Here is a 26,220-nt window from a genome sequence, read left to right as displayed (position 1 = left end):
TTGATTGCTCGGGGAGTGTGGGGCGCAAGAACGTCATGCGCCTTCGCATCCATCGCCCAATCAGATGTCCAGGTTTTCGGCGAATACGGCGCGCTCCTGGATGAAGCGGAAGCGGGCGTCGGCCTTCGTGCCCATGAGATTGTCCACCGCCTCGCGCGTGCCCTCGAAATCAATCTCGTCGATCTCGACCTTGAGCAACGTGCGGAACTTCGGGTCCATCGTCGTTTCCTTGAGCTGCGCTGGCAGCATCTCGCCAAGACCTTTGAACCGGCCGATCTCGACCTTGCCGCGACCGGCGAATTCGGTCCGCATCAGCTCTTCGCGGTGCGCATCGTCGCGGGCATAGAGCGTCTTCGAGCCCTGGCTGATGCGGTAGAGCGGCGGCACGGCGAGATAGAGGTGACCGCCACGGATCAGCTCTGGCATCTCCTGATAGAAGAAGGTGATGAGCAGCGAGGCGATATGCGCGCCGTCGACGTCGGCGTCGGTCATGACGACGATGCGTTCGTAGCGCAGATCCTCTTCGCGGTACTTGCTACGCGTGCCGCAGCCAAGCGCCTGAATGAGGTCGGTGATCTGCTGGTTGGCGCTGAGCTTTTCGCGGCCCGCGCTCGCGACGTTAAGGATCTTGCCGCGCAGCGGCAGAATCGCCTGGTTGGCGCGGTTGCGCGCCTGCTTTGCCGATCCGCCTGCCGAGTCCCCTTCGACGATGAAGAGTTCCGCGCCTTCGGCCGTGTTCTGCGAGCAATCCGCAAGCTTGCCCGGCAAGCGCAGTTTGCGCACCGCCGTCTTGCGGTTGACTTCCTTTTCCTTGCGCCGGCGCACGCGCTCTTCGGCGCGCTCGACCACCCAGTCGAGCAGCTTGGCGGCTTCTCCCGGATTGTCGGCAAGGTAGTGATCGAAGGGGTCGCGGAGCGCGTTTTCGACGATGCGCTGTGCCTCGACCGTCGCGAGCTTGTCCTTCGTTTGGCCGACGAATTCCGGTTCGCGGATGAAGACCGACAGCATGCCCGCGGCCGAGATCATCACATCGTCCGTGGTGATGATCGCCGCGCGCTTGTTCTGTGTCAGCTCCGCATAGTTCTTCAGGCCCTTGGTCAGCGCGATGCGGAAGCCCGCCTCGTGCGTGCCGCCCTCGGGCGTCGGGATGGTGTTGCAATAGGAATGGACCTGTTGGTCGCCGCCGTACCAGGTGACCGCCCATTCGATCGAACCGTGGCCGTTCGACTTTTCCGACTTGCCGGCGAAGATCTCGCGGGTGACGGTGAACTCCTTGCCGAGCGTCGCAGCCAGATAGTCCTTGAGGCCACCGGGGAAGTGGAAGACCGCCTTGTCCGGAATTTCCGAACCTTCCTGCAGGAGCGACGGGTCGCAGGACCAGCGGATCTCGACGCCGCCGAAAAGGTAGGCCTTCGAGCGGGCCATGCGGAACAGCCGCCCCGGCTCGAAATGGGCGTGCGGTCCGAAAATATCCGGATCCGGGTGGAAGCGTACGCGCGTGCCGCGGCGATTGTGCACGTCGCCGAGTTCTTCGAGCCCGCCCTGCGGAATGCCGCGGGAGAAGCGTTGGCGATAGAGCTTGCGGTTGCGTGCGACCTCGACTTCGAGCGCATCGGAGAGCGCATTGACGACGGAGACGCCGACGCCATGAAGACCGCCAGAAGTTTCGTAGGCCTTGCCGTCGAACTTGCCGCCGGCGTGCAGGATGGTCATGACGACTTCGAGCGTCGACTTGCCGGGGAATTTCGGATGGTTCTCGACCGGGATGCCGCGGCCGTTGTCGGTCACCGTCAGGAAGCCGTCGGCATCGAGATTGACTTCGATGAAATTCGCGTGACCGGCGACCGCTTCGTCCATCGAGTTGTCGATGACTTCGGCAAACAGGTGGTGCAGCGCCTTCTCGTCGGTGCCGCCGATATACATGCCGGGACGACGACGAACCGGCTCCAGCCCTTCGAGCACCTCGATCGCCGACGCATCGTAGTCGCTGCCATCACTGCCTTTCGGGGCAGGGCGCGGTTCGTCGCTGCCTGAAGCGGGCGCAGTCGGCGGCTTGCGCGGCGGAGCTCCAGCTTCGGCAGGCTTCGGCTGTAGGGGCGCGGAGGAGAAGAGGTCGCTGTTGTCGTCCATGGGGTCGTTCGGATCGTTCCTGTCACTTGGGGAGAGGCCATAGCAAGACCTCGACTTTGCCGCCATCCCCCGGCGGTCGAATCACCTGAATTCTGCCAGACTCCCGCCGAAAGAGCGAACAAAAGGAGAATGCTGGCATCGCTCGCAGATGAAATGCCGCCTTTGCGGCCCTGTTACGGAGCAAGTGTTGCGTTGGCGTCCGTGCGATGGCAAGGCTTCCGGCCAAAGAGGGAGCCCGTCATTGGCCGTGTCCACAACTGTTTTTCCGTTTCGCCGGCTTTTTCTGGCTGCGGCCTTCGCCGCAGGCGCTTCCGCGGCTCAAGCGCAGACGTTGAAGCCCTTCAAGGACGAGCTTTTCTCCTATGCCAAGGTGCTGCAACAAAACGATGGCGGCGACGACCTGACGGTGGAATATCAGGAGCTGCGCGATATCAACGAACGGGACCAAATTCCGGAACGCCGGGTGAAGCGCGCCTATGTTTCGCTGGGCGTGAAAAGCGAGCAGGTCAACGAGACGCTCGACATTGGTGGTCGCTCGCTTGACGTGACCCGCGTCGGTCCGGATCGCGGCGCTGCCTTCACGGTGATCTTCATCCATGGCCGCGGCGGTGATCGCCGGCTCGGCACCAACGATTTTTCCTTCGGTGGTAACTTCAACCGGCTGAAGAACCTCGCCGTCGCCAATGGCGGCGTCTACTATGCGCCGAGCGTCCGCACCTTCGACACGGCAGGTGCTGCGGATGTTGCCGGCCTGGTCAAACAGGTTTCCGAGCGTTCCGGCGGCCGCCCCGTGGTGCTGGCCTGCGCCTCGATGGGAAGTTTCATCTGCTGGGGCGTTTCGCGCGATGCCTCCGCGGTCTCGGCTCTCGGCGGCATGATGGTCATGGGGGGCGTCAGCGACCCCGATTTCACCAAGAGCGCTGCTTACAAGGCAAAGTTGCCCGTGTTCTTCAGCCATGGCAGCCGAGACAGCGTCTATCCCGCCGAGAGCCAGAAAGCGCTCTATCGCAGGCTGAAGGGCCAAGGCTACCCGACACGCTTCGTCCTCTTCGAAAGCGGCTCGCACGGCACCCCGGTGCGCATGACCGACTGGCGCGATGCGTTGAACTGGATCGGTCGCCACTGACCTTTGTCCGCGCCGCCGACATTTGTTAACCAGCCCGACAGTTTCCGGGCGAGATTGTGGCCCGTGTTTCCACTCTGGAAAGTTGAAGACGTCATCATGCCGGCAATTATGGCTGGGATGGAAATCATGGACGCGCGCACCGAGACACGGCACATTCCGCTGTGTGTGGATCTGGACGGTACTTTGTTGGCCGCCGATACACTGTGGGAAGGTGCGGCGATCATTCTCTTGCGCAATCCGCTGATGCTCTTTCCCATGCTGTTCTGGCTGGTGAAGGGCAAGGCGCGGCTGAAGCATGAGGTAGCCTTGCGTTCCGGCCGCAAGGCTCAGGACTGGCCCTACCGGCAGGCCGTCATCGATCGGCTCGCCGAGGAGAGAAAGACCGGCCGCGAACTGGTGCTCGTCACCGGTGCCGCGCCGTTGGTCGCCAGAGACGTTGCCGATCATGTCGGACTTTTTTCCTCGGTTATGCATTCGACCGATGCGCTCAATCTGACGAGCAGCCGCAAGCGCCAGGCGCTGGTCGAACGGTTCGGTGATGGCGCCTTCGATTACATGGGCAATAGCCGCGACGACATCGCCGTTTTCGAAGTGGCGCGTCGAGCGATCGTGGTTGCTCCGGATGCCGCGGCGGAGAAGTGGCGCCGCAATCATGACGCGGAACGGCTTGAGACCGGCAAGGTGAGCGCGCTTGCGCCGTTGAAGTCCATCCGCGTGCATCAATGGGCGAAAAACGTACTCATCGGCGTGCCGATGATCCTCAATCATGAAGTCCTGCACGTCGACGCGATCATGAGCGTCATCGTCGCCTTCTTTGCATTCAGTTTCCTCGCCTCGGCGGTCTATGTCATCAACGATCTTTCGGACCTCGCCAATGATCGCCGCCATGCGAAGAAGCGTCACCGGCCGCTCGCAAGCGGTCAGATGTCGGTGCCGACGGCGCTCATTCTTGCCGGCTGCCTCATCCTGGCATCGCTGTCGCTGACGTTCTTGCTGCCATGGAAATTTGCCGGTGTGCTGGCGTTCTATGCCTGCGCGACGACCGCCTATACCTTCGTACTGAAGCGCAAGCTGCTGGTCGACGTCTTCACGCTCGCCGGCCTCTATACCACGCGCATCGTTGCCGGGGCCGCGGCAACAGGCACGGAGCTCTCTTTCTGGCTGGTCTCCTTCGCCATCTTCTTTTTCCTCAGCCTGGCGCTCGTGAAGCGCTATGTCGAGTTGCACGAATTCGACGACAAGGACGGCGGCAACGTTCCGGGGCGCGGCTATCTCGCTGTCGATTTCGAGATGGTGGGGCAGGCTGGCGTTGCTTCCGCTTTCACCGCGGCTCTGGTCCTTGCGCTCTACGTGCACAGCAAGGAACTCCAGGAAATGTACACCACGCCCTGGGCGCTGTGGCCGCTTTGCCCGCTGGTGCTCTATATGTTGTTGCGCATCTGGATGCTCGCGCGTCGCGGCATGCTGCATGAGGACCCTGTTGTCTTCATCATGCGTGACTGGCGCAGCCAATTGACCATGCTGGTGGGCGCGCTGTTGATCCTGTTTGGAGCCATCGGGCCGCAATGAGTTTGCAAGACCATGAAAGCTGGGGCCGCCTCGACAATCGCGCGCGGCCTGCCATTTCGCCTGACGACTATGAGGATCGCCTCGGCAACCTGGAGGCGGAAGGTTACTTGCCCTTCGGCAATGGCCGCAGCTACGGCGACAGTTGCCACAATGACCGAGGCACGCTGATCGAAAGCCGCCGGCATGGCCGGATCATCGCCTTCGATCCCGGCACCGGCATGATGTCTTGCGAGGCCGGCGTGACGTTGCGCGAGGTGCTCGAACGCGCGATCGAGCATCGCTTCTTCCTGCCTGTCACCCCCGGCACGGCTTTCGTGACCGTCGGCGGCGCACTTGCCAACGACGTGCACGGCAAGAACCACCATGCGCGCGGCACCTTCGGCAATCACGTGACAGGTTTCACGCTTCTGCGCTCGAACGGGGATCGGTTCACCTGTTCGCCGGGAGAGAACGCTGAACTTTACGCTGCGACGATCGGCGGCATGGGACTGACGGGTTTGATCCTGACCGTGGATTTGCGGCTGATGAAGGTGCCGTCGCCGCACGTGCAACAGCATGCGATCCGCTTCGATAATCTCGACCAATACTTCGCCCTCGTCGATCGCGTCGACGAGGAGCACGAATATTCCGTTGCCTGGATCGACCAGCTCGCAACGGGAGCCCGCACTGGCAGGGGCGTGCTGCTGGCCGGCGACCACGCCGACGGTTCCTGCGAACTGCCCGATATTCCCAAGGGATTGAAGCTTTCGGTACCCTTCGCGCCGCCCTTCAATCTTCTGAACCGGACAACGCTCAAGGCCTTCAACGAATATTACTTCCGCAAGGAGAAGCCGGGCGAAACCGTGACCACGGTTCCCTGGACCTCCTATTTCTATCCGCTGGATGCAATCGGCGCCTGGAACCGACTTTACGGTCCGCGCGGTCTCTACCAGCACCAGAGCGTTTATCCTGTCGAGCGCGCGCCGGAGATCACCGCGCAACTCATGGAAACGGCCCGCAAGGCCGGCCATGCGTCGTTCCTGACGGTTCTCAAGCGTTTCGGCGACATCGGCTCGCACGGCGTTCTGTCGTTCCCGCGACCCGGTTTTACTTTGACATTGGACTTCGCCAATCAAGGTGAACGAACAGTAAAGCTGCTGGATGCGCTCGATCGCATCGTGGTGGAGGCAGGCGGTGCGGTCAATCCGTACAAGGATGCTCGCATGAGCCCGCAAGTCTTTGAAATGTCTTTCCCTTCCTGGAGGAAGCTTGAGGCGTTGCGCGATCCTGCGCTCGTTTCCAACTTCTGGAAGCGCACGGCTCTGGCTTTGCCAGAATGAGAATGCAGACAATTTTATTCAAATAAACTTTCAAACTTCACGGAAAATCCGTCTCTTGCCCGTAAGTACATTTGCGGGACTGGGAGTAAAACAATGAAATATATTATATTCATTCTCTTTACGGTGCTTACCAACGCTGCCGCTCAGCTCATGCTGAAACAGGGCATGCTGACGCTCGGACCGATTTCGATGACCGCTGAAACGGCGATCGTCCGGCTGTTCCAGATCGTCTTCAACCCCTGGGTCTTTGCCGGCCTCGCGACCTTCGTCATTTCGATGGCGTCGCATCTCTACGTGCTGTCCAAGGTCGAGCTTTCCTTTGCCTACCCGTTCCTGAGCCTCGCTTACGTCGCCGTCGCGGTCTTCGCCTATTTCGTTTTCCGCGAGGACCTCAATGCCTGGCGCATCGCCGGCATCGCGCTGATCTGCGCAGGAACCGTTCTTATCGCCCAGTCGGGCATCTCATCCCACGCCGATGACAAGCCGGCGGATGCAGCCGGGGTGAGCACCGCAGAATTCGGGAGCAAGTCATGAAACACATCATCTTTGGTGGCGACGGCTTCGTTGGCCGTCACCTGGCGGAACGTCTCGTCAAGGACGGCGAGGACGTGGTGATCGCCGATATCGTCAAGTCCGACCTGCCGCATTACGGCCGCGCCCGCTTCGTCCATTGCGATGTCACTGACCTGGAGGCTGTACAGAAGGTCGGCATCGGTCCCGATGACATGGTCTACAACATGGCGGCCAAGATGCTGTCGCCGCTGCAGATACGCTCGAAGCGCTGGGAATTCTTCTGGCCCGTCAACTATTACGGTGCCGAAAACATCATGAAGGCCATGGGCGCGGCCGGCGCATCGCGTCTGGTGCAGTTCACCACCGACATGATCTATGGGCACACGGTCCAGTCGCCGCAGACCGAGACCCATCCGGCAAAGCCGCTTGGCGAATACGGCAAGTCGAAATGGGCGACCGAGCAGCTCGCGGTGCAATGGCGCAAACAGGGGATGAACATTTCGATCTTCCGCCCGCGCCTGATTATCGGGCCCGGTCGTCTCGGCATTCTCGAGAAGCTGTTCAAGCTGATCGACATGAACCTGCCGGTGCCGATGATCGGCTCGGGCAAGGTGCCCTACCAGTTCATCTCGGTCTTCGATTGTGCCGAAGCTGCACGCCTTGCCTGGAAGGGCGGCGTGCCGAACGAGGCCTACAATCTCGGCTCCGACAATCCGCCTTCGGTGCGCGACCTGCTCGGCAACCTGATCAAGCATGCCGGTTCCAAGTCCTTCCTGCTGCCGACGTCCGCCTTTGCGGTCAAGCAGACGCTGGCCTTCTTCGACCTGATCAACAAGCCGATCATGGATCCGGAGCAGTATCTGATCGCCGACGAGATGTGCGTGCGTGAAACCGGCAAGCTGAAGCGCGAGCTCGGCTGGCGTGCGGAGTACAATGATGGCGACATGCTGATCGCCGCCTATGACGAATATCGGGCAAAGAAAATGGGCGCCGTGGCCACTGCTGCCGTCGCCCTGCCGGCCGAATGAGGGGAGACACCATGTTGGACATACCGAACCGTATCGCCGTTGCCGCCCCTTCGCTCGATGGTGGTGTGACAAAGCCCGAATTGATCACCGTGGAACAGGCAAAGGCCATGTCGATCGGCGACATCACCACGGCTTTCAAGGAGCATCTTAACCCCGGACAGCTTCACTTCATGAAGCTTCTCGGCTTCCACAAGGTGAAGATCGAGAGCGCCGAGGGCATGTTCTACACCGACCAGAACGGCCGCAAGATCCTCGATTTCTTCGGTGGCTTCGGCTCGCTGGCCTTCGGCCATAACCATCCCCGCATTCTTGAAGCGCGGCAGAAGTTCCAGGACGAGAAGCGTCACGAGATCGCCATCGCCTTCATGTCGCAATACGCGGCGGCGCTGGCGAAGAACATTGCTGCCTGCTCGCCGGGTGACCTCGACATGGTCTTCCTCGGCTCGTCCGGTTCGGAAGCGATGGAGGCTGCCGTCAAGCTTGCCGAGCGCGCGGCCGGTCCGAAGCGGCCGAAGGTCGTCTATGCCGAGAATTCCTTCCACGGTAAGACCAAGGGTGTGCTCGCCATCACCGACGGCCAGCTCTATCGCGCCGACTTCAAGCTCACCGACAACACGGTGCGTGTTCCCTTCGCCGATATCGACGCGGTGGAAAACGCCTTCAAGTCCGATCCGGAAATCGGCGTCATCGTGCTCGAAACCATCCAGGGCGGCGGCGGCATCATCCAGGCGCCGGCCGAGTATTGGCAGAAGCTTCGCGCGCTCTGCGACAAGTACGGCGTGCTCTGGGTCGCCGACGAGGTGCAGTGCGGTTATGGTCGCTCGGGCCGCTTCTATGCCTTCGAGCACTATGGTGTCGTGCCTGACGTGACAGCGCTCGCCAAGTCGCTCGGCGCCGGCAAGGCAGCCGTCGGCGCGATGATCGCGCGTCGCGAAGTCTACATGAAGGCCTACGGCACGTCGAAGACCGCAATGATCCATGCCATGGCGACCTTTGGTGGCATGGGCGAGGCTTGCGTGACGGCGATCGAAGGCATCAACGTGCTCTATGACGAGCACCTGATCGACCGCGCCGCCGACAGCGGCAACTATCTGCTCGATCGCCTGCAAGCGCTGAAGGAGAAACACCCGAAGATCATCAAGGACGTTCGTGGCAAGGGGCTTATGGTCGGCCTCGAGTTCCAGGACTTCAGCCAGACCCTGCCGATGGTGCTGCGCCCTGTCGTTTCGATGCTCGACGACAAGCTCAAGGGTTCGTTGTCCGGCTTCATCGGCGCGCTGCTCCTACGCGACTACGATGTGCTGGTCGCCTTCACCGAATACAATCGCAACGTCATACGGCTCGAGCCGCCGCTGATCTGCGAGCGCGCTCATGTCGACCAGTTCATCGCGGCGCTCGACGACCTGCTCGGCCGCGGTATCGTGCGCATCGTCAAGGATTTCGTCGGCAGCCAGATCGGCTGAGCCAAGGCCTTGCGTTCATAAAGGGGCAGGGCGTTCACCGCCTCTGCCCTTTGATGTTCATGTCGAACTCGACGACGTTGGAATAGATCGGCGTGCCGACATCCATGCCATAGGGCGAACGGTGGATGTTGCCGCGGATGTTGAAGGCGATCGAGCCGCGGTTCCAGTTAAGCAGCGTCACCGAGAAGCGTTCCTTTCGCGAAGTGCCGCGGGCGGTCAACGTTCCCTCGACCGCCGCCGTATCGGGGCCTGTTTGTTTCACATTCGTCGAACGGAAGGTGACGGTGCTGTAGTTCGCGGTGTCGAAGACGGCGCTGGACTTCAGGAAATCCTCGATCCGCTTCTCTCCCGTTTTCACACTTTCCGGATAGAGCGTGAACTCGACGGTCGAATGGTCGACATTGTTTCGGTCGATGCGGAAGCTGCCGGAAAATTTGCCGAAGTCGCCGACGATTCCTCCGCCGCCTGCTTGTGCTACCGTGAAATGGATACGGGAGGCGGGCGTGATGCCGTAGTTTCCGGCGGCATCGGCAAGGTCAGGCGCGGCGCCGACAGCGAGCGATGGGCTGACGGACACGGCCGCCAGCAGGGCGAGTGCAATTGCCCTGGGTGATGGTTGCAAGCGCAGTGTCATGGTTTCTTCCTTCCAGCGATGACCGGATCCGCGCCCGCCGTTTGGGAGCGTTTATGGCGGCGCGATCCGGTTGGCAGCATGCGGACGAGGACGTCGTCCCGCCGCGCAAAGTGGTGGTAGAGGGCGGCCAATACGTGAAGCGTGACAAAGGCGAGGAACAGATAGGCGAGCGTCATATGGACGAGCGTCCAGAAGTCCTCAGCCGGTGCCGATTTCGCCATCGGCAGATGCGGTATGACGAACCAGTTGAAATAGAAGCTTGGGATGTTCAGCGTCGAGGTGGATGCGACGGCCCAACCGGCAAGCGGGACAGCGAGCGCAAGCCCCATGAGCACGATATGAGTGACGCTGCCGGCGCGCTGTTCAAGGAGGCTGAGGCCTTCCGGCGGCTTCGGATGAAGCTCGACCACGTGCCAGAGGGCGCGCAGCGCCGCCAGGCCAAGCGCGGTGAAACCCAGCGACTTGTGCCACTGGTACAGCGAAAACTGCAGCACTGGGTCGATCGGAACCCGGCGCATGAAGAAGCCGAGGGCGAGCAAGGCAAGGATGATCGCCGCAATCGTCCAGTGAAGGATGATGGTGACCCAGCCGAACCCGGCCTTGTCGTTGCGCAACATGTTCGTCTCCGTGGTCGCCAGCCCCGGCCGCCACAACTCGGTTACGGCGGTGAGACCCATGAGCCCATGCTTTTATTCGCCGATAATACCGTAAAATTGCACTGTCATCTTGTTGACGCCGGCAAGCTGTGGTCCACTTGCGGTGGAAGGGGACACGGAGGGGTTGTTCCCGGAAGCAGTTGGGCTGGCGTACATGACGAAGAAAAAAACGACACCGAAGAAAAAAACGACACCAATGAGTCCGCATGAGCGGGAGGCTTATGAACTGGCTCGCACGGGCATCCGCCTTGGAACCGAAGGCAAATATGGCGAGGCGATCGATGCCTGGCGTCTGGCATCCGACATAGCCGATGCCCACCTCGCTTTCACGGACATGTATTACTGGGTCAAGAGCGGCTACGGCGCGGCACTTTGCGATGCCGGGCAGTATCGGGAGAGCATCGCCGTCTCGCAGCTGTCTCGGGAGTGGACCTTGGAGCGGCGCCAACCGCTTTCGTCGCTTTCGATCGCACGCTCCTACCTCGCTCTTGGCGAAGGCGAGGCGGCCACCCCTTACCTGCGCGAGGTTCACGGCTTGATCGGCGATGCGATTTTCGAGCAGTTCGACGAAGACCTGGAGGCGGACGTTCACGCGGCGATTGCCGGTTTGGAGAACGGCGGATCACAGCCGTCGGCAGGCCGACCAAAGTGACGCTGGGTTTCTAGGCTAGGGCCAGGACCATCTGCGAACCGGAGTTTACCGGCGTTCGCTATCGCGAACGGTCAGGCGTTTTCTCGCCATGGTTTCATCATACCTGCCGATTGCCCCTTTAGCGGGTGATTCGAAGCCGACCGTTCCGGTTCCGGCTCTTTTTAACATTTTGATTTTTTTAGGAGTTTCCAATGGGTGAAACCGTATTGCCGTCTGATGCCGAGATTACCCTTCGGCGCATTTCAGCCCTGACCGTCTGCGATGTCTGCGAGCTCAGCGAAACGCTAAGCGACGAACAGCGCAACATGGTGGCGGACAACGGTACCTCGATTGCCGAGGCGCATTTTTCCGAGAATGCCTGGTTCCGCGCTATCTACGCCGAAGAGACGCTGGTCGGCTTCATCATGCTGCATGAAGGATCCGACTGGGACGATGGTATCGATTGCCCCGGCGTCTATCTCTGGCGTTTCATGATTGCCCGCCCGTTCCAGGGCAAGGGCTTTGGCAAGCAGGTGATCGCCCTTGTCGTGCGCGATCTGAAGGCGCGTGGTCTTCGCGAACTCTACACGAGTTACGGACAGGGTCCCGGCAGCCCTGAAGGATTCTATCGTGGTCTCGGCTTTGAGCTGACGGGCGAGCACTATGATAACGAGCTTGAGGCCGTGCTGAAATTCTAGAACAGTGCAGACATGGGCGATCGGCCTCATGTTTGCGACAAGACCTTTAAGAGTAAACTATGAGTAACGATCTACACGAGGCCAATCGCCTCTCCTGGAATGCGGCGACGGTCGCGCACAACAGCCACAAGGGCGACCAGGCGGCCTTTTTCCGCGCCGGGGGCTCCACGCTCTATCCGGAGGAAATCGATCTGCTCGGTGACATCGCCGGGCTGGAGCTTCTGCATCTCCAATGCAACTCCGGCCAGGACAGCCTCAGCCTCGCGCGCCTTGGCGCGAGAGTAACCGGCGTTGATATCTCGGACGAGGCGATCGCCTTCGCCACGCGGCTTTCCGAAGAAAGCGGGATTGCTGCCATGTTCGAACGGTCAGACCTGTTCGAATGGTTCGAGCGTGCGCGGGCAGACCGACGGCAATTCGACCGGGTCTTTGCGTCCTACGGCACCATCTGCTGGCTGTCGGACCTCGGCATCTGGGCACGCGGCATAGCTGACGCGCTGAGGCCGGGCGGCCGTTTCTGCTTCATAGAATTCCATCCCTTCGCGATGGTCTTCGACCCAAGCTGGAAGCCGCACTATGACTACGCGCCGAAGGAACCGGTCGCCGAAGCGGGCGTTGGCGACTATGTCGCCGATTCCGGTGCCGGTCTTGCAGCTGGCGGCTACCAGGAGGGTGTCGTGGGCTTTAGCAATCCCCACCCATCCTTCGAGTTCAACTGGGGTATTGCGGATGTGATCCAAGCGCTCATCGATGCCGGGCTCCGGATCGAGCGCTTGACGGAGTATCCCTACTCCAACGGCTGGATCGGTTTCGAAGGCATGCGCGACCTTGGTGGCCGCCGCATGGCGCCGCCTGCAACCATGCCAAGCCTGCCCTTGATGTATGCGATTGCGGCGTCGAAGCCAGAAGGAAAGCAGGGCGTTGGCGACACCGCTGCCACCAAGCCCACCACTATTCGACCCTGGCGCATGGAAGAGAGCGAAAGGCTACTCGCAATCTGGCTTGCCGCCTCGCGCATCGGTCACCCGTTCCTTGGCGAAGACCGCCTGCTCGCCCAACAGCAGCTTGTGCGGGACACCTATCTGCCGATGGCAGACAACTGGGTCGCCGAGATCGATGGGCGGGTCGTGGGCTTCATCGGCCTGATCGAGAACTTCATCGGCGGGCTGTTCGTCGATCCGGACATCCACGGTGCAGGCATCGGCCGTGCGCTTGTCGAGGATGCCGCGACCCGCCTCCGGCAACTCGAAGTCAGTGTCTACGCGGACAATCAAGCCGCCGTCGACTTCTACCGCCGCCGCGGCTTCGTTGAAACCGGGCGCAAGGAGACGGATGACGAAGGACTCCCTTTCGCCGTGATCGACATGACGCGCAGAGCCTGACAATCGCTCGCGGCGGGGCAGGACAACTTGTCCCGCCGCACGGGAATAATCGCCGGTGGCGCTTTTATTTGCCGGCGGCATTTGCTAGGCCGCTTCCGGAGAAAAGCATAAGACCCGGAGGAAATTGCATGACGCCCGATGTCCGCCCGCTCGTCGCCGGCAACTGGAAGATGAACGGAACCCGCGCCTCGCTCGATCAGATCAAGGCGATGGCCGAAGGGGTCAAGGGCGAACTTTCCGCCAAGGTCGAAACGCTGATCTGCCCGCCGGCGACCCTGCTTTATGTGGCGACGGCGCTGTGCGACGACAGCCCGCTGCTGATCGGCGCGCAGGATTGCCATCAGAAGCAGTCGGGTGCCCATACGGGCGATGTTTCGGCCGAAATGATCGCCGATTGCTTCGGCACCCACGTCATTGTCGGTCATTCCGAGCGCCGCACGGATCATGCCGAAAGCGATGCGCTGGTGCGTGCGAAGACGGAAGCGGCGCATGCCGCCGAACTCGTGGCGATCGTCTGCATCGGCGAGACCGGTGACGAGCGCAAATCGGGCAAGACGCTCGACGTCCTGAAGCGCCAGCTGGCCGAAAGCCTGCCGGATGCGGCGACCGCCGAAAACACCGTGATTGCCTATGAGCCCGTCTGGGCGATCGGCACGGGCCTGACGCCGACGGCGGCTGACGTTGAGGAAGCGCATGCCTTCATGCGCAAGGAACTCGTGTCCCGCTTTGCCGACGCGGGAGCCAAGATGCGTATCCTCTATGGCGGCTCGGTCAAGCCTTCCAATGCGAAGGAATTGATGGGCGTCGCCAATGTCGACGGCGCACTGATCGGCGGCGCCAGCTTGAAAGCGGAAGACTTCCTCGCCATCTACCGGGCTTATGAAGAATTGACGGCCTGATCACCCGGGTTACCGGGCAGGGGCTTGGAATGGCGTACGGCTTGGTATAAAGAGGCGAAAAATTGCGCCCGGCCAGGCCGAGTTTGCGCATGGTTTGATTCGTGTGCCCCAAGGGCAGGACTGGAAGCTGATGCAGACCGTACTACTCGTCATCTATCTCATGGTGGTCGTCGCCCTGATCGGCGTCGTTCTCATTCAGCGTTCCGAAGGCGGCGGCCTTGGCATCGGCGGCGGCTCGGGCTTCATGTCCGCCCGCGGCACGGCCAACGCGCTGACCCGCACCACCGCGATCCTCGCTGCCCTGTTCTTTGTCCTGGCGCTTGCCATGGGCATCCTTGCTCGCTACCAGCCGCAGGCGACCGACATCCTCGACCGTATCCCGGGCACCAGCTCGAACGGCGGCGGCGTTCTCGATTCGCTCGGCGGCGGCAACACCCAGGCTCCGGCCGGTGGCGCCACGCAGCAGCAACCGGCAACCGGCAACGGCGCTGCGACTGGCAACGGTGGCCCCTCGACGGCGCCGGCAACATCGGGCGAAGCTCCGGCAGGCGGCGCAACGACTGAGACGCCCGCCAACAGCAATTCGGGATCGCAAGTTCCCAGCGGCCAATAAGGCCGCAATTCAGAAGAACCCGCCGGCGGATGTTTCATCCGCCGGTTTTGTTTTGTGTGAACTCTGCCTCCATCCCAAGACGAAAAGTTCTGGAACATGAATTTTTCGGTGGCGGAATCATTTGTTAAAAGGTATCCGGTGACTCCCATGGCGCGATATGTATTCATCACTGGCGGCGTGGTTTCCTCCCTCGGAAAAGGCATCGCTGCAGCGGCTCTCGGAGCATTGCTGCAGGCGCGTGGCTACCGGGTGAGACTGCGCAAGCTCGACCCCTACCTCAACGTTGATCCGGGCACCATGAGCCCGACCCAGCACGGCGAGGTTTTCGTAACCGACGATGGCGCGGAGACCGATCTCGATCTCGGCCACTATGAACGCTTCACGGGGCGTTCGGCGACGAAGACCGACAACATCACCACGGGCCGGATCTACAAGAACATCATCGACAAGGAACGGCGCGGCGACTATCTCGGCGCGACGGTCCAGGTGATCCCGCACGTTACCAACGAAATCAAAAACTTCGTTACCGAAGGCAACGACGACTACGACTTCGTGCTCTGCGAAATCGGCGGTACGGTCGGCGACATCGAAGCGATGCCGTTCATGGAGGCGATCCGCCAGCTCGGCAACGACCTGCCGCGCGGCACGGCGGTCTACGTCCACCTGACGCTGATGCCCTATATCCCGGCAGCCGGCGAACTGAAGACCAAGCCGACGCAGCATTCGGTCAAGGAACTGCAGGCGCTCGGTATTCATCCCGATATCCTGCTCGTTCGTGCCGACCGCGAAATCCCGGAAGCCGAGCGCCGCAAGCTCTCGCTGTTCTGCAACGTGCGTCAATCGGCGGTTATCCAGGCGCTTGACGTCGCCTCGATCTACGACGTTCCGATCGCCTACCACAAGGAAGGCCTCGACAACGAAGTGCTTGCCGCCTTCGGCATCGAGCCGGCGCCGAAGCCGCGCATGGAAGCCTGGGAACGCGTTGCCGATCGTATCCGCACGCCGGAAGGCGAAGTCACGATTGCGATCGTCGGCAAGTACACCGGCCTCAAGGACGCCTACAAGTCGCTGATCGAAGCGCTTTACCACGGCGGCATCGCCAACCGGGTGAAGGTCAAGCTCGAGTGGATCGAATCGGAAGTCTTCGAGAAGGAAGATCCGGCGCCTTATCTCGAGAAGGTACACGGCATCCTCGTTCCCGGTGGTTTCGGTGAGCGCGGCTCCGAGGGCAAGATCAATGCGGCGCGCTTCGCCCGCGAGCGCAAGGTGCCTTACTTCGGCATCTGCTTCGGCATGCAGATGGCGGTCGTGGAAGCGGCCCGCAATCTCGCCGGCATCGAGAAGGCTTCGTCCACGGAATTCGGCCCGACTAAGGAGCCGGTCGTCGGCCTGATGACCGAGTGGGTGAAGGGCAACGAACTCGAGAAGCGCTCGGCCTCCGGCAATCTCGGCGGCACCATGCGCCTCGGCGCCTACCGCGCGTCGCTCAAGGGCAGCACCAAGATCGCCGAGATCTATGGTTCGACCGATATTTCCGAGCGCCACCGCCACCGCTACGAAGTCAATGTCGATTACAAGGATCGCCTTGAGGCTTGCGGCCTCGTCTTCTCCGGCATGTCGCCGGACGGCGTGCTGCCGGAAACGGTCGAATATCCGGATCATCCGTGGTTCATCGGCGTCCAGTACCACCCGGAACTGAAGTCGCGGCCGCTCGATCCGCATCCGCTGTTTGCGAGCTTCGTCGAAGCGGCGCTGGAACAGTCCCGCCTCGTCTGAGGTGAGATTGAGCGAAACAAAGAAGGCCGGTCTCGCGACCGGCCTTTTTCATGTGCGCTCGTGTGCGGAACTGCTCCCGCGGTCAGTCGGAGATGTTGTCAGCGTGCCTCGACCGGTTTGCGCCATTGCGGCGCCCGCCAGATAGTGATGAAGCGCAGGACCCATTCGAGCGGGCCGTAGGCAAAACGCGCCATCCACCAGCGGCCGATGAAGAGCTGGGCCGTGAAGATACCAAGCGCGATCAGTACGGTTGTCAGTGGCGTGACTTGGCCGATGAGGCCAAGGCCGTAGCCGTGGAAGATCAGGGCGGCGATCAATGCTTGCGTGAGGTAGTTGGAGAGCGCCATGCGGCCGGCAGGCGCAAGCACGTTGCGCAGTCGTTGGCCAGCTTTCGTTCCGAAGAACAGCATCACGCCGCCGACATAGGCACCCGTCAGGAACGGCCCGGTGATCAGCCCGATCGAGAGCCCGATGATCGCGACAGGCGAATCGATCATCTCGACACTGGCATAGGCATAGACGATGGCGCCGGGCAGGCCGGTCCACAGGCCGGCGCGTAGCAGGCGTTGGAACAGCGCCTTGTTTTCTTCCGGCCGCGCCAGCGTCTTGTGACGCCCGGCGATGAGCCCGAGTACGAACATCGCGAGTGCCGAGGGCGCCTGCAGTAAGCCCAGGATCACCCAGACAGACGAAAGCTCCGTCAAGTGTTGGCCGATGATTGCCTGCCAGTCGCCTCGGAAGGCAAGTTCGGTTGCCTTGGCGGCGGCAAGGATGCCAGGCCGATCAAGCGGTGTTGGTTCCAGGATGGCAGCAATCCCGAATGCGCCCCAGGCGACGGCGACGAGAATCACCAGCCATTTCGCCAGGCGGAAAAGGGCGTCGTCGCTGCGGTTGCGCAGCATCAGCAGGACAATGCCGAGCACGGCATAGGTGGTGAGAATATCGCCGTGAAAGAGCAGAACCGCATGGGCGACACCAATCAGCCAAAGGCCGGCTTGCCGACGCAAGAGGCGCGGCACGAAGGCCTCGCCGGATTTTTCTGCCGAGCGCATCTGCAGGGTGAAGCTGTAGCCGAACAGAAATGAGAACAGCAGGTAGAACTTCATCTCGAAGAACAGCGCGATCACAAACTGCACGGTGCGATCGGCAATGCCGTTGAAGTCGGGGTCCGTGAGTTCCAGTCCGTAGAAGGCAGAGGCGAAGGCCATGGTGTTGACGAGAAGGATTCCGAGCAGTGCAAAGCCGCGAAGTGCGTCGACATCGTCGATGCGGTCGGGGTTGGTCATCCGTGTTCTCCGTTGCGGAAGGCGCTGGAGGATCACGCCGTAACCGATTGAAACAGAAGTCTTTTGCGACAAATGAACCTCTCGATCGCCAGTGGGTGCAGGCAACGCCGCTCCGCCCCGTCGAGTGTTCAAGTTTAATAAATCGACTAATCAATCTAGTAATTAACGCAACGAAACGTCAAGGGGCGCCTGCGGGTTATCGCGCGGGCGTCGTTCAATTGTTGCGGTCAGGAACGATCAGCCTTTGTGGGTGGCGTTGTGCCGGAGCCAGGCGATCTGGCGGCGAGCGCGAAAGAGGGCGGTCAGGGCCGCGCCGATCGAGATCAACAGCAGCGCGACCCAGAGGATTTCACCGTCGCCAAGCCAGAGACCTTCAAGGGCCGATAGGACCGCAGCCAGCGTCATTGTCGCCATGCGATGCTGCTTGGCCATCGGGCCGGAGAAGTCGCTCGGGGCGCCATTGGCGCGGCCGAGTTCGCGTATGTAGGCGGTCAGCACGGCCAAGGCGGCCGCGGCGAAGCCGAGAGCAGGGGCACCGATGGCAAATCCAGCCCCGACGAAGATGAAAATGTCTGCGATGCGGTCGGGAAATTCGTTCCAGAATGGACCGTCGGCTTCGCCCTTGCCGCCCTCGACGGCAACCATGCCGTCGAAGAGATTGCACAGCAGGCGCAACTGGCAGAAGAGCGCGGCAGCGATGAACAGCGTAACCCTCACGCCATCCTGGGTTTCGCCCGTCAGCCAGAAGGCCAGCCCGGCAAAGGCCGCGGCCAGCATGCTTGCCTGCGAGATCCGGTTGGGCGTGACATTCATCGATGCCAGGCGGCGGGCGATCGCTTGTGCCCAGCGGGTGTTGCGGCTTGCGAGCGGCCTGCGGTCACCGGTCTCGGTCATGCCCAGGCTCTCCTCGGCTGATGGAATAATTGTAGATGGCGGCGTAAGTGGTGGACACTGCCAGCGGCAGCGCGATCGTCCTCAGGATCTCCGGCGTGCCGCTCATCGTGTGGATTGCCACGAGCACTGCTGAAGAGCCGAGGCAGGCGAGGAGTGGTGGCAGGAACAATCGCCTGGTTCCACGGAACCGCCCGGAAAGCGCGTCGACCGCCGTCTTGAGGTAAAGCGTCAGAAGCCCCGAGAGCGTACCCTGGACGACGGCGGCAAGAAGCGGCTTGGGCATCGGGTGATGGCGATTGGCGAAAAGCGCCCAGCCACCCATGGCGAAAAAGGCGAATGCCACGTGCACCACGCCGCTGCCCGCCAGTCTCCTCAGCTTCGCGGTCATGTCAGCGACCACCAGTAACGCGTGAGATGGAAGAAGATCGGCGCCGAGAAGACGACCGAATCCAGCCGGTCGATCAACCCGCCATGGCCCTCGATTAGATGGCCCCAGTCCTTGACGCCGCGGTCCCGCTTGATCGCTGACATGACGAGCCCGCCGAAGAAGCCCATCATCGTGATGATGAACGCCATCAGCGCGGCCTGAGCGGGCGTAAAGGGTGTGATCCACCAGAGCGAGGCGCCGATCAGGGTGGCGCTTGCGACGCCGCCGACAAAACCCTCGACCGTCTTCGAGGGCGAAAGGGTCGGAGCGATCTTGGTTCGCCCAAAGAGCTTGCCCCAGACATATTGCAGAACGTCGCTCGATTGGACGACGATCACCAGGAAGGCGATCAAGAGAACGTTGCGTCCTTCGTAGCCCGGGATCTGTAGCGTCAGTAGCGCCGGCACATGCGAGGCGCAGAAGACGCAGATCATCAGCGCCCATTGCACCTCCGAGATCCTGAGCAGGAAGTCGCGCGTGTCGCCGCGCATCACCGCGATGATCGGCATCAGCAGAAAGGCATAGACCGGCACGAAGATCGAATAGATGCCGTACTGCTCCGCCCAAAGCAGGAAATAGTTGATCGGCAGCACGACGAAAAAGGCGGCTGCGATCGCCCAGTGGTCGCCGCGGCGGGTGTTGATGAGCGTGATGAATTCGCGCAGCGCCGCGAAAGAACAGAATGCAAAGAGCAGCAGCACACCGACCCGGCCGGCGACGAAGGCGATGGCGATCAACACCACCATCGCCCACCAGGCCCTGATGCGGGCGTTGAGGTTCTCGATCGCTCCGTTCGATCCGTCCGGTGAAAGCTTCTGCTTCAGCACGTAGCCGATGCTCGATGCCAGGACGAGAATGCCGCCGACGCCGAGAAGCAGTTTGAGCATATCCAGGCTTGCCGCGCTCATGCATCGTCTTCCGTCGAAGAGGGGGCGAGCGAGAGCAGGGCGGCCTCGGCACGGGCGATGAACTCGTCCTTCGTCTCCTGTGCCTTGAGGCGCATCGGTTCGCCGAAACTTACGGTACAGATGAGCGGGATCGGCACGAACTCCCCCTTCGGCATCACGCGGTTGAGATTGTTGATCCAGACGGGCACGAGCGCCACGTCCGGCCGCTTGCAGGCGAGGTGGTAGAGCCCGCTCTTGAAAGGCAGGAGCCGCGCCTCGGTCTGGTTGCGTGTCCCCTCGGGAAAGAGAATAAGCGACGAACCGTCGTTAAGGACGGCGGTCATCTGCTCGACCGGGTCTTGGGTGCGGGCCGCCGCGTCGCGCTCGATCAATACGGCGTCGAACACGTCGCGACCGATGAAGGCCGAGAGCTTCGATTTCAGCCAGTATTCGGCGCCTGCAACCGGCCGCGCGCGTTCCCGAAGCCAGGGTGGCAACACCGCCCAGACCAGCACGAAATCACCATGGCTGGAATGGTTGGCGAAGTAGATGCTCTGCCTTGGCGGCAGGCCGGTCTCATGCCAAATGGCGCGTGCGGCGGTCAGCGCGCGCGCAAACATCATGATGGCGATGGAAGCCAACTTGGCCATCAAATCGCGGATCATGCGGGCTCATGTCCAGATGATAAACAGGCCGTCGCACCGATGCGCTTTGCAGAGCGTATCGGTCCGGTCCAGATGCGTTTCATGCCTTGCAACAATAAGATCAAGCGCTGCCCCTCAGCCTGCGCCCGGCGTAACCCCAGGCTGCAATCGACCAACTTTACGCGATTGCGCCCGCTTCTCAAGCGGTTGAAATCACACGCAACGTGATAACGGACCAGGATCTCTGGATATTCGCTCCCGCTGAGAGGCGATCGATCGCAAAGCGATGCGACGCCACGCCACGGCCATCGACTGCAAAGTCGTCGTCGCCGACATTGACCGCCTGCAACCTAGCCGCTAGCTTGCGGTTGCAACAAGAGGAGCGTCGTCCAATGCGCCAGTAATGCCCGGTGAAAACCGAATTCGCCTCAACTTCGCTTGCGAAGGGGATGGACGATGGCATTGCTCGATCCGCATCGACGGACAGACGCCGAGGCATTCTTTGCCCACGATCTCTATTCCCATTCGTGAGCGGTCACATGTGGACATGTTTCCAGGGACCGAACATGCAAGATAAATCCAGTCTCGATATCATCGATCACAACCGCCAGGCCTGGGACAGGCAGGCAAGTCAGCACTGCGAGTGGTCGCGGCCGGTAACGCCGGAAATGATCGCCGCGGCTCGGGCCGGGCATTGGCAGGCGCGGCTGACACCCGGCGATCTGCCGAAGGGGTGGCTGCCGGACGTTCGCGGCAAGAAGATCCTGTGCCTGGCTTCGGCCGGCGGCCAGCAGGCACCCATTCTTGCCGCGGCCGGTGCCGAGGTCACCATCTTCGATATCTCCGAGGGCCAGCTTGACCAGGACCGGCTCGTTGCCGAACGCGAGGGGCTGTCCCTGACGGTTGTGCAGGGCGACATGCGCGACCTATCGGTGTTTGCTGATGATACCTTCGATATCGTCTTTCATCCGATCTCCAATCTCTACGTTCCGGACATCCAGCCAGTTTGGCCGGAATGCCACCGGGTGCTCAAGACGGGTGGTCGGCTGCTTGCCAGCTTTTTCAATCCGGTGGTTTTCGTTGGTGACCGGGATCCGAGCTATGCGGAAAACGGCCTCATTCGCCCGGCCTACGCGCTGCCCTTTGCCGAGGCTGAGCATCTCGCTGCCGATGTGGTAAAATCCAAGATCGAACGCGGCGAGGCGTTGGTGTTCGGGCATAGTCTGGCCGAACAGATCGATGGTCAATTACGGGCCGGCTTCGTGCTGGCGGGCTTCCACGAAGACTGGCAGCCTGTGCCACGCTTCGTGATCGACAGGTTCGTGCCGACCTTCATTGCCACCTGCGCCATCAAGAGCGATCTGCATCTTTGATGGGATTGGCCCGAACGTGCTGTTCGGGCCGAAAGCATAGGCGGAACGAGAACAACCGCAGCGGCCGACGCGACGCTGCGGTTGCGGATACGGCTCCCTTTGCCGCCTTGTTACGTCGCGTTACTGTTACGTACTCGCCAAATCACCGGTTTCATTCTTTTCTGTCCGTCAGCGAAACTGGAAAGGGGTCAATACCTATGCGCTTCATCGCTTCGTTGTTCGTGCCGTTGGCGGTCGTGCTGGGGCTTGCGGGCTGTGCCTCCACGTCCTCCTCGACCAATACCACCTACGCACAGCCGCAAGTCTCCGCCCCGGGTCTCGGGGCGGGAAATACGGCCAACTCTACGGCTGCTCCGGGCTACTACTGAGGTCCTGGCAGTCCGCCCATCTGGCAAGCGTGACTCTGCGGCGGGTGTGGCCCGGCGCGGAGCATTTCTGTTTGCGGCCTGTGTTCGGCCTCCAGCGGCCAATCGGCTCTGTGGCCGCAAGCCGGCTTGCATTCGCCGGCCAAAAGTTGCAAACAGCGGCGAACCATCAGGGAAAACGCCATGAGCCTCTCCAAGCGCACCACCCGCCCGCTCGATCACCTCGTGCTGCCGGTGGATACGCTTACGCAGGCACGGCGCCGCCTATCTAATCTCGGCTTCACGGTCGCTGAGGATGCCCGCCACCCCTTCGGTACCGAAAACGCCTGCGTGTTCTTTTCCGATGGCACCTATCTCGAGCCGCTCGCCATTGCTTCCCGCGAGGAATGCGAAGCCGCTGCACTCGAGGGCAATGCCTTTGTCGCGCGCGACCAGGCCTTCCGCTTCCGCCAGGGCCCGGAAGGTCTCTCGGCGCTGGTCCTCGGCACCGAGGATGCGGCGAGCGATCACATCCGCTTTCGGGCGCGCGGCATTTCCGGCGGTGACATGCTGGAGTTCTCGCGGCCGATGAAGCTGCCGGATGGCCGTGAAGGACTGGGTTCCTTCCGCCTTGCCTTTGCGGCAGACCTGCGCTCGCCGGATTTCTTTCTCTTCAACTGTCAGCGTGTCCGGGCGCTGCCGACCGACCGGGCCGCGCTGGAGCAGCATGAAAACGGCGTGATCGGGATTGCCGAGGTGGTTCTGTCGGAGACCAACCCCACCGATTTCCAGTATCTGCTGCAGGAAGCGGTCGATGAACGTGAGGTCGCGGCGCATTCCTTCGGCATGGATGTGTCGGCCGCCAACGCCAAGATTTCGGTGCTGAACGCCGCCGGCATGGAAGCCTTCTTCGGCCGTTCGGTGCGGGGTGCCGAGCGCGGACTGCGTGGTCGCGCCATCGTCTTCCGCGTCGCCGACCTCGAGGCGACCCGGGCATTGTTTGCTGAGAACGATATCGAATTTGCAGAAATGGGCGGACGCCTCATTGTTCCCGAAATGCCGGGGCAAGGGGTGATCTTCGCTTTTGGAGCTTGATGATGAAAACCAATGCCAGAGTAGTAGTCGGCAACGGCGCCCATGAGGTCGCCTTCGCGCAAACCGAGAAGCTGTCGCTGATCGCCGGCCCCTGCCAGATGGAGAGCCGCGAGCACGCCTTCATGATGGCGGGCGCTCTCTCCGAACTCTGCAAGAAGCTCGATCTCGGCCTCGTCTACAAGTCCTCCTTCGACAAGGCGAACCGCACATCGCTCTCCGGCAAGCGCGGCATCGGCCTGGATAAGGCGATGGAAATCTTTGCCGACCTCAAGAAGGAGTTCGGCTTTCCGGTCCTGACCGACGTGCACACCGAAGAGCAGTGCGCTCTCGTCGCCGAGACGGTCGACATCCTGCAGATCCCCGCATTCCTGTCGCGCCAGACGGACCTCTTGGTCGCGGCGGCCAAGACCGGCCGGGCAATCAACGTCAAGAAGGGCCAGTTCCTCGCCCCCTGGGACATGAAGAACGTACTGGCGAAATTCACCGAGAGCGGCAACCCGAATGTCATGCTCTGCGAGCGCGGCGCCTCCTTCGGCTACAATACGCTCGTGTCCGACATGCGCTCGCTGCCGATCATGGCTTCCCTCGGCGCACCCGTCGTTTTCGATGCGACCCATTCCGTGCAGCAGCCGGGCGGGCAGGGCGGCTCTTCGGGCGGCCAGCGTGAATTCGTCGAGACCTTGGCGCGCGCCGCCGTCGCGGTCGGTGTCGCCGGTGTGTTCGTCGAGACGCACGAAGATCCGGACAACGCGCCGTCGGACGGTCCGAACATGGTGCACCTGAAAGACATGCCGCGGCTGCTCGAAAAGCTGCTCGCCTTCGACGCGATCGCCAAGGGCTGAGCCATCAGCGGCGCTTCGTGAAATTTTCATGAACCGCAATGGCGCGAACGGTTTTGCATCTTGCGCGCCATTGAAATTTCGAGGCCTTGGCGTATGACAGGCCCCGACCATTCCACCGTCCTCAAGCAGGGAAGAGATCATGACTGCAATCATCGACATCATCGGCCGAGAAATTCTGGACAGCCGCGGCAACCCGACCGTCGAGGTCGACGTGTACCTGGAAGACGGAAGCTTCGGCCGTGCGGCGGTCCCGTCGGGCGCCTCGACCGGTGCGCATGAGGCTGTCGAGCTGCGCGATGGTGGTACGCGTTACCTCGGCAAGGGCGTCGAGCGCGCCGTCGAAGCCGTCAATGGCGAGATCTTCGAAGCGATCGGCGGTCTCGATGCCGAGAACCAGATCCAGATCGACAAGACCATGATCGAACTCGACGGCACGGCCAACAAGTCGCGCCTCGGCGCCAACGCCATCCTCGGCGTTTCGCTGGCCGTCGCCAAGGCTGCGGCCGAAGCGGCCGGCCTGCCGCTCTACCGTTATGTCGGCGGCCCGAACGCCCACGTGCTTCCGGTTCCGATGATGAACATCATCAACGGCGGTGCCCATGCCGATAACCCGATCGACTTCCAGGAATTCATGATCGTTCCGGTTGGTGCCGATACGATGCGCGATGCGGTCCGCATGGGCTCGGAAGTGTTCCACACGCTGAAGAAGCAGCTTGCAGCCGACGGCCACAACACCAATGTCGGTGACGAAGGCGGCTTCGCTCCGGGCCTCGCTTCCGCTCCGGCAGCGCTCGACTTCATCATGAAGTCGATCGAGAAGGCCGGCTACAAGCCGGGCGAAGACATGTTCGTCGCGCTTGATTGCGCCGCGACCGAATTCTTCAAGGACGGCAAGTACGTGCTCGAAGGTGAAGGCCGCACGCTGGAGCCGGGCGCAATGGCTGAATACCTGGCGGAACTCGCTGCCAAGTACCCGATCTTCTCGATCGAAGACGGCATGGCGGAAGACGACTGGGACGGCTGGAAAGCCGTGACCGACCTCATCGGCAACAAGTGCCAGCTCGTCGGCGACGACCTGTTCGTCACCAACTCGGCGCGCTTGCGCGACGGTATCAAGATGGGCGTCGCCAACTCGATCCTCGTCAAGGTCAACCAGATCGGTTCGCTCTCCGAGACGCTCGATGCCGTCGAGACCGCACACAAGGCACGCTACACGGCCGTCATGTCGCACCGCTCGGGCGAAACCGAAGACGCCACGATCGCCGATCTCGCGGTTGCCACCAACTGCGGCCAGATCAAGACCGGTTCGCTCGCCCGTTCGGACCGGCTCGCCAAGTACAACCAGCTGATCCGCATTGAAGAGCAGCTCGGCCTGCAGGCCACGTACGCCGGCCGTTCGATCCTGCGCGGCTGATCCTGTAGCGCCGCGCGTCTTGTCAGACGCGCAAAGGTCGCTGTAGCTGACAAATGAAGTCCGCCCACGTTCCCACGTGGGCGGGTTTCTGTTTTCCTGCCATTCATGGTCAACGGTCGGTTAATCAATCGCCGCTAGTCTCATCTCCGTAATGCGTATCAGGGCGTGAATGGATGTGGACACGGCATCATAAGAAACGGAAACTGGGCCGGCTGGTTATGCCGTTGATCGCGGTCGCCTTTCTCTCATACTTCGGCTATCATTCCATCCACGGCGGCTATGGCTTGAAGGCGACGGAGCAATTCGATCGCCAGATCGTCGAGCGGCAGGCGCGGCTGGATGAACTCACGAAGCGGCGAATGATCCTCGAGCGAGAGGTTCAGCTGATGAGTGACGGGTCGTTGGAACGGGACATGCTGGATGAAAAGGCTCGCCTCGCGCTCAACATGTCGCGAAGTGATGAAATTGTTATTTTTCATCGCGCCCAAAATTAACTTGAATTCAGTTAATTGAAATTTGTAAAGTAAATTCAATTGTTTGCGTGGAATGCGAGCCATGCAAATATGGCATTGCTGTG

At 61.6% G+C, this 26,220-nt stretch carries 25 protein-coding genes; 17 read left to right on the top strand and 8 right to left on the bottom strand.

Features of this window, described 5'->3' with window-relative positions:
• Window positions 1-60: 60 nt before the first annotated feature.
• Window positions 61-2,130, bottom strand: a complete 2,070-nt coding sequence (gene parE, locus V7S54_RS22320; protein ID WP_065376151.1) for a DNA topoisomerase IV subunit B — start codon at window positions 2,128-2,130, stop codon at window positions 61-63.
• A gap of 241 nt (window positions 2,131-2,371) precedes the next feature.
• Between parE and V7S54_RS22315 the strand changes: the two genes are divergently transcribed.
• The 6 genes from V7S54_RS22315 to V7S54_RS22290 all read left to right on the top strand — a co-directional run bounded on the left by V7S54_RS22315 (window position 2,372) and on the right by V7S54_RS22290 (window position 9,148).
• Window positions 2,372-3,256, top strand: a complete 885-nt coding sequence (locus V7S54_RS22315; RefSeq protein WP_065376150.1) for an alpha/beta hydrolase — start codon at window positions 2,372-2,374, stop codon at window positions 3,254-3,256.
• Between the two features lie 126 nt (window positions 3,257-3,382).
• Complete coding sequence (locus V7S54_RS22310; RefSeq protein ID WP_065376191.1) at window positions 3,383-4,825, top strand: UbiA family prenyltransferase; 1,443 nt, start codon at window positions 3,383-3,385, stop codon at window positions 4,823-4,825.
• Entirely contained in the window at window positions 4,822-6,144 is a 1,323-nt protein-coding gene (locus tag V7S54_RS22305; RefSeq protein ID WP_336408785.1) for an FAD-binding oxidoreductase, read from the top strand. Before V7S54_RS22310 ends, V7S54_RS22305 begins: the two co-directional genes overlap by 4 nt.
• A 93-nt stretch (window positions 6,145-6,237) precedes the next feature.
• Window positions 6,238-6,678 (top strand): EamA family transporter, encoded by a 441-nt coding sequence (locus tag V7S54_RS22300; RefSeq protein WP_065376148.1) that lies wholly within the window; start codon window positions 6,238-6,240, stop codon window positions 6,676-6,678.
• Window positions 6,675-7,685: an NAD-dependent epimerase/dehydratase family protein gene (locus V7S54_RS22295; RefSeq protein WP_065376147.1), complete on the top strand. Its 1,011-nt coding sequence runs from the start codon at window positions 6,675-6,677 to the stop codon at window positions 7,683-7,685. The genes V7S54_RS22300 and V7S54_RS22295 overlap by 4 nt, the downstream gene beginning before the upstream one ends.
• A gap of 11 nt (window positions 7,686-7,696) precedes the next feature.
• The gene (locus tag V7S54_RS22290) at window positions 7,697-9,148 is read left to right on the top strand and encodes an aspartate aminotransferase family protein (RefSeq protein WP_065376146.1); all 1,452 of its coding nucleotides are present in this window, start codon (window positions 7,697-7,699) and stop codon (window positions 9,146-9,148) included.
• A 34-nt stretch (window positions 9,149-9,182) separates the two neighbouring features.
• On the opposite strand, the gene V7S54_RS22285 is transcribed toward V7S54_RS22290, so the two are convergent.
• Window positions 9,183-9,782, bottom strand: a complete 600-nt coding sequence (locus V7S54_RS22285) for a YceI family protein (protein WP_065376145.1) — start codon at window positions 9,780-9,782, stop codon at window positions 9,183-9,185.
• Window positions 9,779-10,399 carry a cytochrome b gene (locus V7S54_RS22280; RefSeq protein ID WP_065376190.1) on the bottom strand — a complete coding sequence of 207 codons (621 nt, stop codon included), beginning with the start codon at window positions 10,397-10,399 and terminating at the stop codon, window positions 9,779-9,781. Before V7S54_RS22280 ends, V7S54_RS22285 begins: the two co-directional genes overlap by 4 nt.
• A 109-nt stretch (window positions 10,400-10,508) precedes the next feature.
• Here V7S54_RS22280 and V7S54_RS22275 point away from each other — a divergent pair, with 109 nt between their 5' ends.
• The 6 genes from V7S54_RS22275 (at window position 10,509) to V7S54_RS22250 (ending at window position 16,437) form a co-directional block, all read left to right on the top strand.
• Window positions 10,509-11,090 carry a hypothetical protein gene (locus tag V7S54_RS22275; RefSeq protein WP_141679517.1) on the top strand — a complete coding sequence of 194 codons (582 nt, stop codon included), beginning with the start codon at window positions 10,509-10,511 and terminating at the stop codon, window positions 11,088-11,090.
• 191 nt (window positions 11,091-11,281) lie between these two features.
• Complete coding sequence (locus V7S54_RS22270; RefSeq protein ID WP_065376143.1) at window positions 11,282-11,767, top strand: GNAT family N-acetyltransferase; 486 nt, start codon at window positions 11,282-11,284, stop codon at window positions 11,765-11,767.
• Between the two features lie 59 nt (window positions 11,768-11,826).
• Window positions 11,827-13,149 carry a GNAT family N-acetyltransferase gene (locus V7S54_RS22265; RefSeq protein WP_065376142.1) on the top strand — a complete coding sequence of 441 codons (1,323 nt, stop codon included), beginning with the start codon at window positions 11,827-11,829 and terminating at the stop codon, window positions 13,147-13,149.
• A gap of 128 nt (window positions 13,150-13,277) precedes the next feature.
• Window positions 13,278-14,048: a triose-phosphate isomerase gene (gene tpiA / locus V7S54_RS22260; protein WP_065376141.1), complete on the top strand. Its 771-nt coding sequence runs from the start codon at window positions 13,278-13,280 to the stop codon at window positions 14,046-14,048.
• 130 nt (window positions 14,049-14,178) lie between these two features.
• Window positions 14,179-14,661, top strand: coding sequence for a preprotein translocase subunit SecG (gene secG, locus V7S54_RS22255; RefSeq protein WP_065376140.1), 483 nt, complete (start codon window positions 14,179-14,181; stop codon window positions 14,659-14,661).
• Between the two features lie 138 nt (window positions 14,662-14,799).
• Window positions 14,800-16,437: a CTP synthase gene (locus V7S54_RS22250; protein WP_082616291.1), complete on the top strand. Its 1,638-nt coding sequence runs from the start codon at window positions 14,800-14,802 to the stop codon at window positions 16,435-16,437.
• Window positions 16,438-16,535: 98 nt separating this feature from the next.
• Here V7S54_RS22250 and V7S54_RS22245 read toward each other — a convergent pair whose 3' ends face one another.
• The 5 genes from V7S54_RS22245 to V7S54_RS22225 all read right to left on the bottom strand — a co-directional run bounded on the left by V7S54_RS22245 (window position 16,536) and on the right by V7S54_RS22225 (window position 20,596).
• The gene (locus tag V7S54_RS22245) at window positions 16,536-17,723 is read right to left on the bottom strand and encodes a DUF418 domain-containing protein (RefSeq protein ID WP_065376139.1); all 1,188 of its coding nucleotides are present in this window, start codon (window positions 17,721-17,723) and stop codon (window positions 16,536-16,538) included.
• 237 nt (window positions 17,724-17,960) lie between these two features.
• Window positions 17,961-18,617, bottom strand: a complete 657-nt coding sequence (locus V7S54_RS22240; RefSeq protein ID WP_336408784.1) for a CDP-alcohol phosphatidyltransferase family protein — start codon at window positions 18,615-18,617, stop codon at window positions 17,961-17,963.
• Entirely contained in the window at window positions 18,601-19,005 is a 405-nt protein-coding gene (locus V7S54_RS22235; RefSeq protein ID WP_065376137.1) for a hypothetical protein, read from the bottom strand. Before V7S54_RS22235 ends, V7S54_RS22240 begins: the two co-directional genes overlap by 17 nt.
• Window positions 19,002-19,952, bottom strand: coding sequence for a phosphatidate cytidylyltransferase (locus V7S54_RS22230; RefSeq protein WP_065376136.1), 951 nt, complete (start codon window positions 19,950-19,952; stop codon window positions 19,002-19,004). Before V7S54_RS22230 ends, V7S54_RS22235 begins: the two co-directional genes overlap by 4 nt.
• Window positions 19,949-20,596: a lysophospholipid acyltransferase family protein gene (locus tag V7S54_RS22225; RefSeq protein ID WP_176707601.1), complete on the bottom strand. Its 648-nt coding sequence runs from the start codon at window positions 20,594-20,596 to the stop codon at window positions 19,949-19,951. The genes V7S54_RS22230 and V7S54_RS22225 overlap by 4 nt, the downstream gene beginning before the upstream one ends.
• Before the next feature lie 545 nt (window positions 20,597-21,141).
• On the opposite strand from V7S54_RS22225, the gene V7S54_RS22220 reads away from it, so the two are divergent.
• The 5 genes from V7S54_RS22220 (at window position 21,142) to V7S54_RS22200 (ending at window position 26,137) form a co-directional block, all read left to right on the top strand.
• Window positions 21,142-21,948: a class I SAM-dependent methyltransferase gene (locus V7S54_RS22220; protein WP_065376135.1), complete on the top strand. Its 807-nt coding sequence runs from the start codon at window positions 21,142-21,144 to the stop codon at window positions 21,946-21,948.
• Window positions 21,949-22,496: 548 nt separating this feature from the next.
• Complete coding sequence (locus tag V7S54_RS22215) at window positions 22,497-23,387, top strand: VOC family protein (RefSeq protein ID WP_065376134.1); 891 nt, start codon at window positions 22,497-22,499, stop codon at window positions 23,385-23,387.
• Window positions 23,387-24,229 carry a 3-deoxy-8-phosphooctulonate synthase gene (gene kdsA, locus V7S54_RS22210; RefSeq protein ID WP_176707600.1) on the top strand — a complete coding sequence of 281 codons (843 nt, stop codon included), beginning with the start codon at window positions 23,387-23,389 and terminating at the stop codon, window positions 24,227-24,229. Before V7S54_RS22215 ends, kdsA begins: the two co-directional genes overlap by 1 nt.
• Window positions 24,230-24,368: 139 nt before the next feature.
• Window positions 24,369-25,643, top strand: coding sequence for a phosphopyruvate hydratase (eno, locus tag V7S54_RS22205; protein ID WP_065376132.1), 1,275 nt, complete (start codon window positions 24,369-24,371; stop codon window positions 25,641-25,643).
• 173 nt (window positions 25,644-25,816) lie between these two features.
• The gene (locus V7S54_RS22200; RefSeq protein ID WP_065376131.1) at window positions 25,817-26,137 is read left to right on the top strand and encodes an FtsB family cell division protein; all 321 of its coding nucleotides are present in this window, start codon (window positions 25,817-25,819) and stop codon (window positions 26,135-26,137) included.
• Window positions 26,138-26,220 lie beyond the last annotated feature (83 nt).

It is taken from the genome of Ensifer sp. CCNWLY38, from assembly GCF_037120565.1.
GTDB classification, from domain to species: Bacteria; Pseudomonadota; Alphaproteobacteria; order Rhizobiales; family Rhizobiaceae; genus Ensifer; species Ensifer adhaerens_H.
This window is presented reverse-complemented; position numbering and strand designations above follow the sequence as displayed.

What these genes read in the sequence shown, in the direction of transcription:
- parE (WP_065376151.1), bottom strand. Translation starts at nt 2,130, where the DNA reads ATGGACGACAACAGCGACCTCTTCTCCTCCGCGCCCCTACAGCCGAAG.
- V7S54_RS22310 (WP_065376191.1), top strand. Translation starts at nt 3,383, where the DNA reads ATGGACGCGCGCACCGAGACACGGCACATTCCGCTGTGTGTGGATCTG.
- V7S54_RS22305 (WP_336408785.1), top strand. Translation starts at nt 4,822, where the DNA reads ATGAGTTTGCAAGACCATGAAAGCTGGGGCCGCCTCGACAATCGCGCG.
- V7S54_RS22300 (WP_065376148.1), top strand. Translation starts at nt 6,238, where the DNA reads ATGAAATATATTATATTCATTCTCTTTACGGTGCTTACCAACGCTGCC.
- V7S54_RS22295 (WP_065376147.1), top strand. Translation starts at nt 6,675, where the DNA reads ATGAAACACATCATCTTTGGTGGCGACGGCTTCGTTGGCCGTCACCTG.
- V7S54_RS22290 (WP_065376146.1), top strand. Translation starts at nt 7,697, where the DNA reads ATGTTGGACATACCGAACCGTATCGCCGTTGCCGCCCCTTCGCTCGAT.
- V7S54_RS22285 (WP_065376145.1), bottom strand. Translation starts at nt 9,782, where the DNA reads ATGACACTGCGCTTGCAACCATCACCCAGGGCAATTGCACTCGCCCTG.
- V7S54_RS22280 (WP_065376190.1), bottom strand. Translation starts at nt 10,399, where the DNA reads ATGTTGCGCAACGACAAGGCCGGGTTCGGCTGGGTCACCATCATCCTT.
- V7S54_RS22270 (WP_065376143.1), top strand. Translation starts at nt 11,282, where the DNA reads ATGGGTGAAACCGTATTGCCGTCTGATGCCGAGATTACCCTTCGGCGC.
- V7S54_RS22265 (WP_065376142.1), top strand. Translation starts at nt 11,827, where the DNA reads ATGAGTAACGATCTACACGAGGCCAATCGCCTCTCCTGGAATGCGGCG.
- tpiA (WP_065376141.1), top strand. Translation starts at nt 13,278, where the DNA reads ATGACGCCCGATGTCCGCCCGCTCGTCGCCGGCAACTGGAAGATGAAC.
- secG (WP_065376140.1), top strand. Translation starts at nt 14,179, where the DNA reads ATGCAGACCGTACTACTCGTCATCTATCTCATGGTGGTCGTCGCCCTG.
- V7S54_RS22245 (WP_065376139.1), bottom strand. Translation starts at nt 17,723, where the DNA reads ATGACCAACCCCGACCGCATCGACGATGTCGACGCACTTCGCGGCTTT.
- V7S54_RS22240 (WP_336408784.1), bottom strand. Translation starts at nt 18,617, where the DNA reads ATGACCGAGACCGGTGACCGCAGGCCGCTCGCAAGCCGCAACACCCGC.
- V7S54_RS22235 (WP_065376137.1), bottom strand. Translation starts at nt 19,005, where the DNA reads ATGACCGCGAAGCTGAGGAGACTGGCGGGCAGCGGCGTGGTGCACGTG.
- V7S54_RS22230 (WP_065376136.1), bottom strand. Translation starts at nt 19,952, where the DNA reads ATGAGCGCGGCAAGCCTGGATATGCTCAAACTGCTTCTCGGCGTCGGC.
- V7S54_RS22225 (WP_176707601.1), bottom strand. Translation starts at nt 20,596, where the DNA reads ATGATCCGCGATTTGATGGCCAAGTTGGCTTCCATCGCCATCATGATG.
- V7S54_RS22220 (WP_065376135.1), top strand. Translation starts at nt 21,142, where the DNA reads ATGCAAGATAAATCCAGTCTCGATATCATCGATCACAACCGCCAGGCC.
- V7S54_RS22215 (WP_065376134.1), top strand. Translation starts at nt 22,497, where the DNA reads ATGAGCCTCTCCAAGCGCACCACCCGCCCGCTCGATCACCTCGTGCTG.
- kdsA (WP_176707600.1), top strand. Translation starts at nt 23,387, where the DNA reads ATGATGAAAACCAATGCCAGAGTAGTAGTCGGCAACGGCGCCCATGAG.
- eno (WP_065376132.1), top strand. Translation starts at nt 24,369, where the DNA reads ATGACTGCAATCATCGACATCATCGGCCGAGAAATTCTGGACAGCCGC.
- V7S54_RS22200 (WP_065376131.1), top strand. Translation starts at nt 25,817, where the DNA reads ATGTGGACACGGCATCATAAGAAACGGAAACTGGGCCGGCTGGTTATG.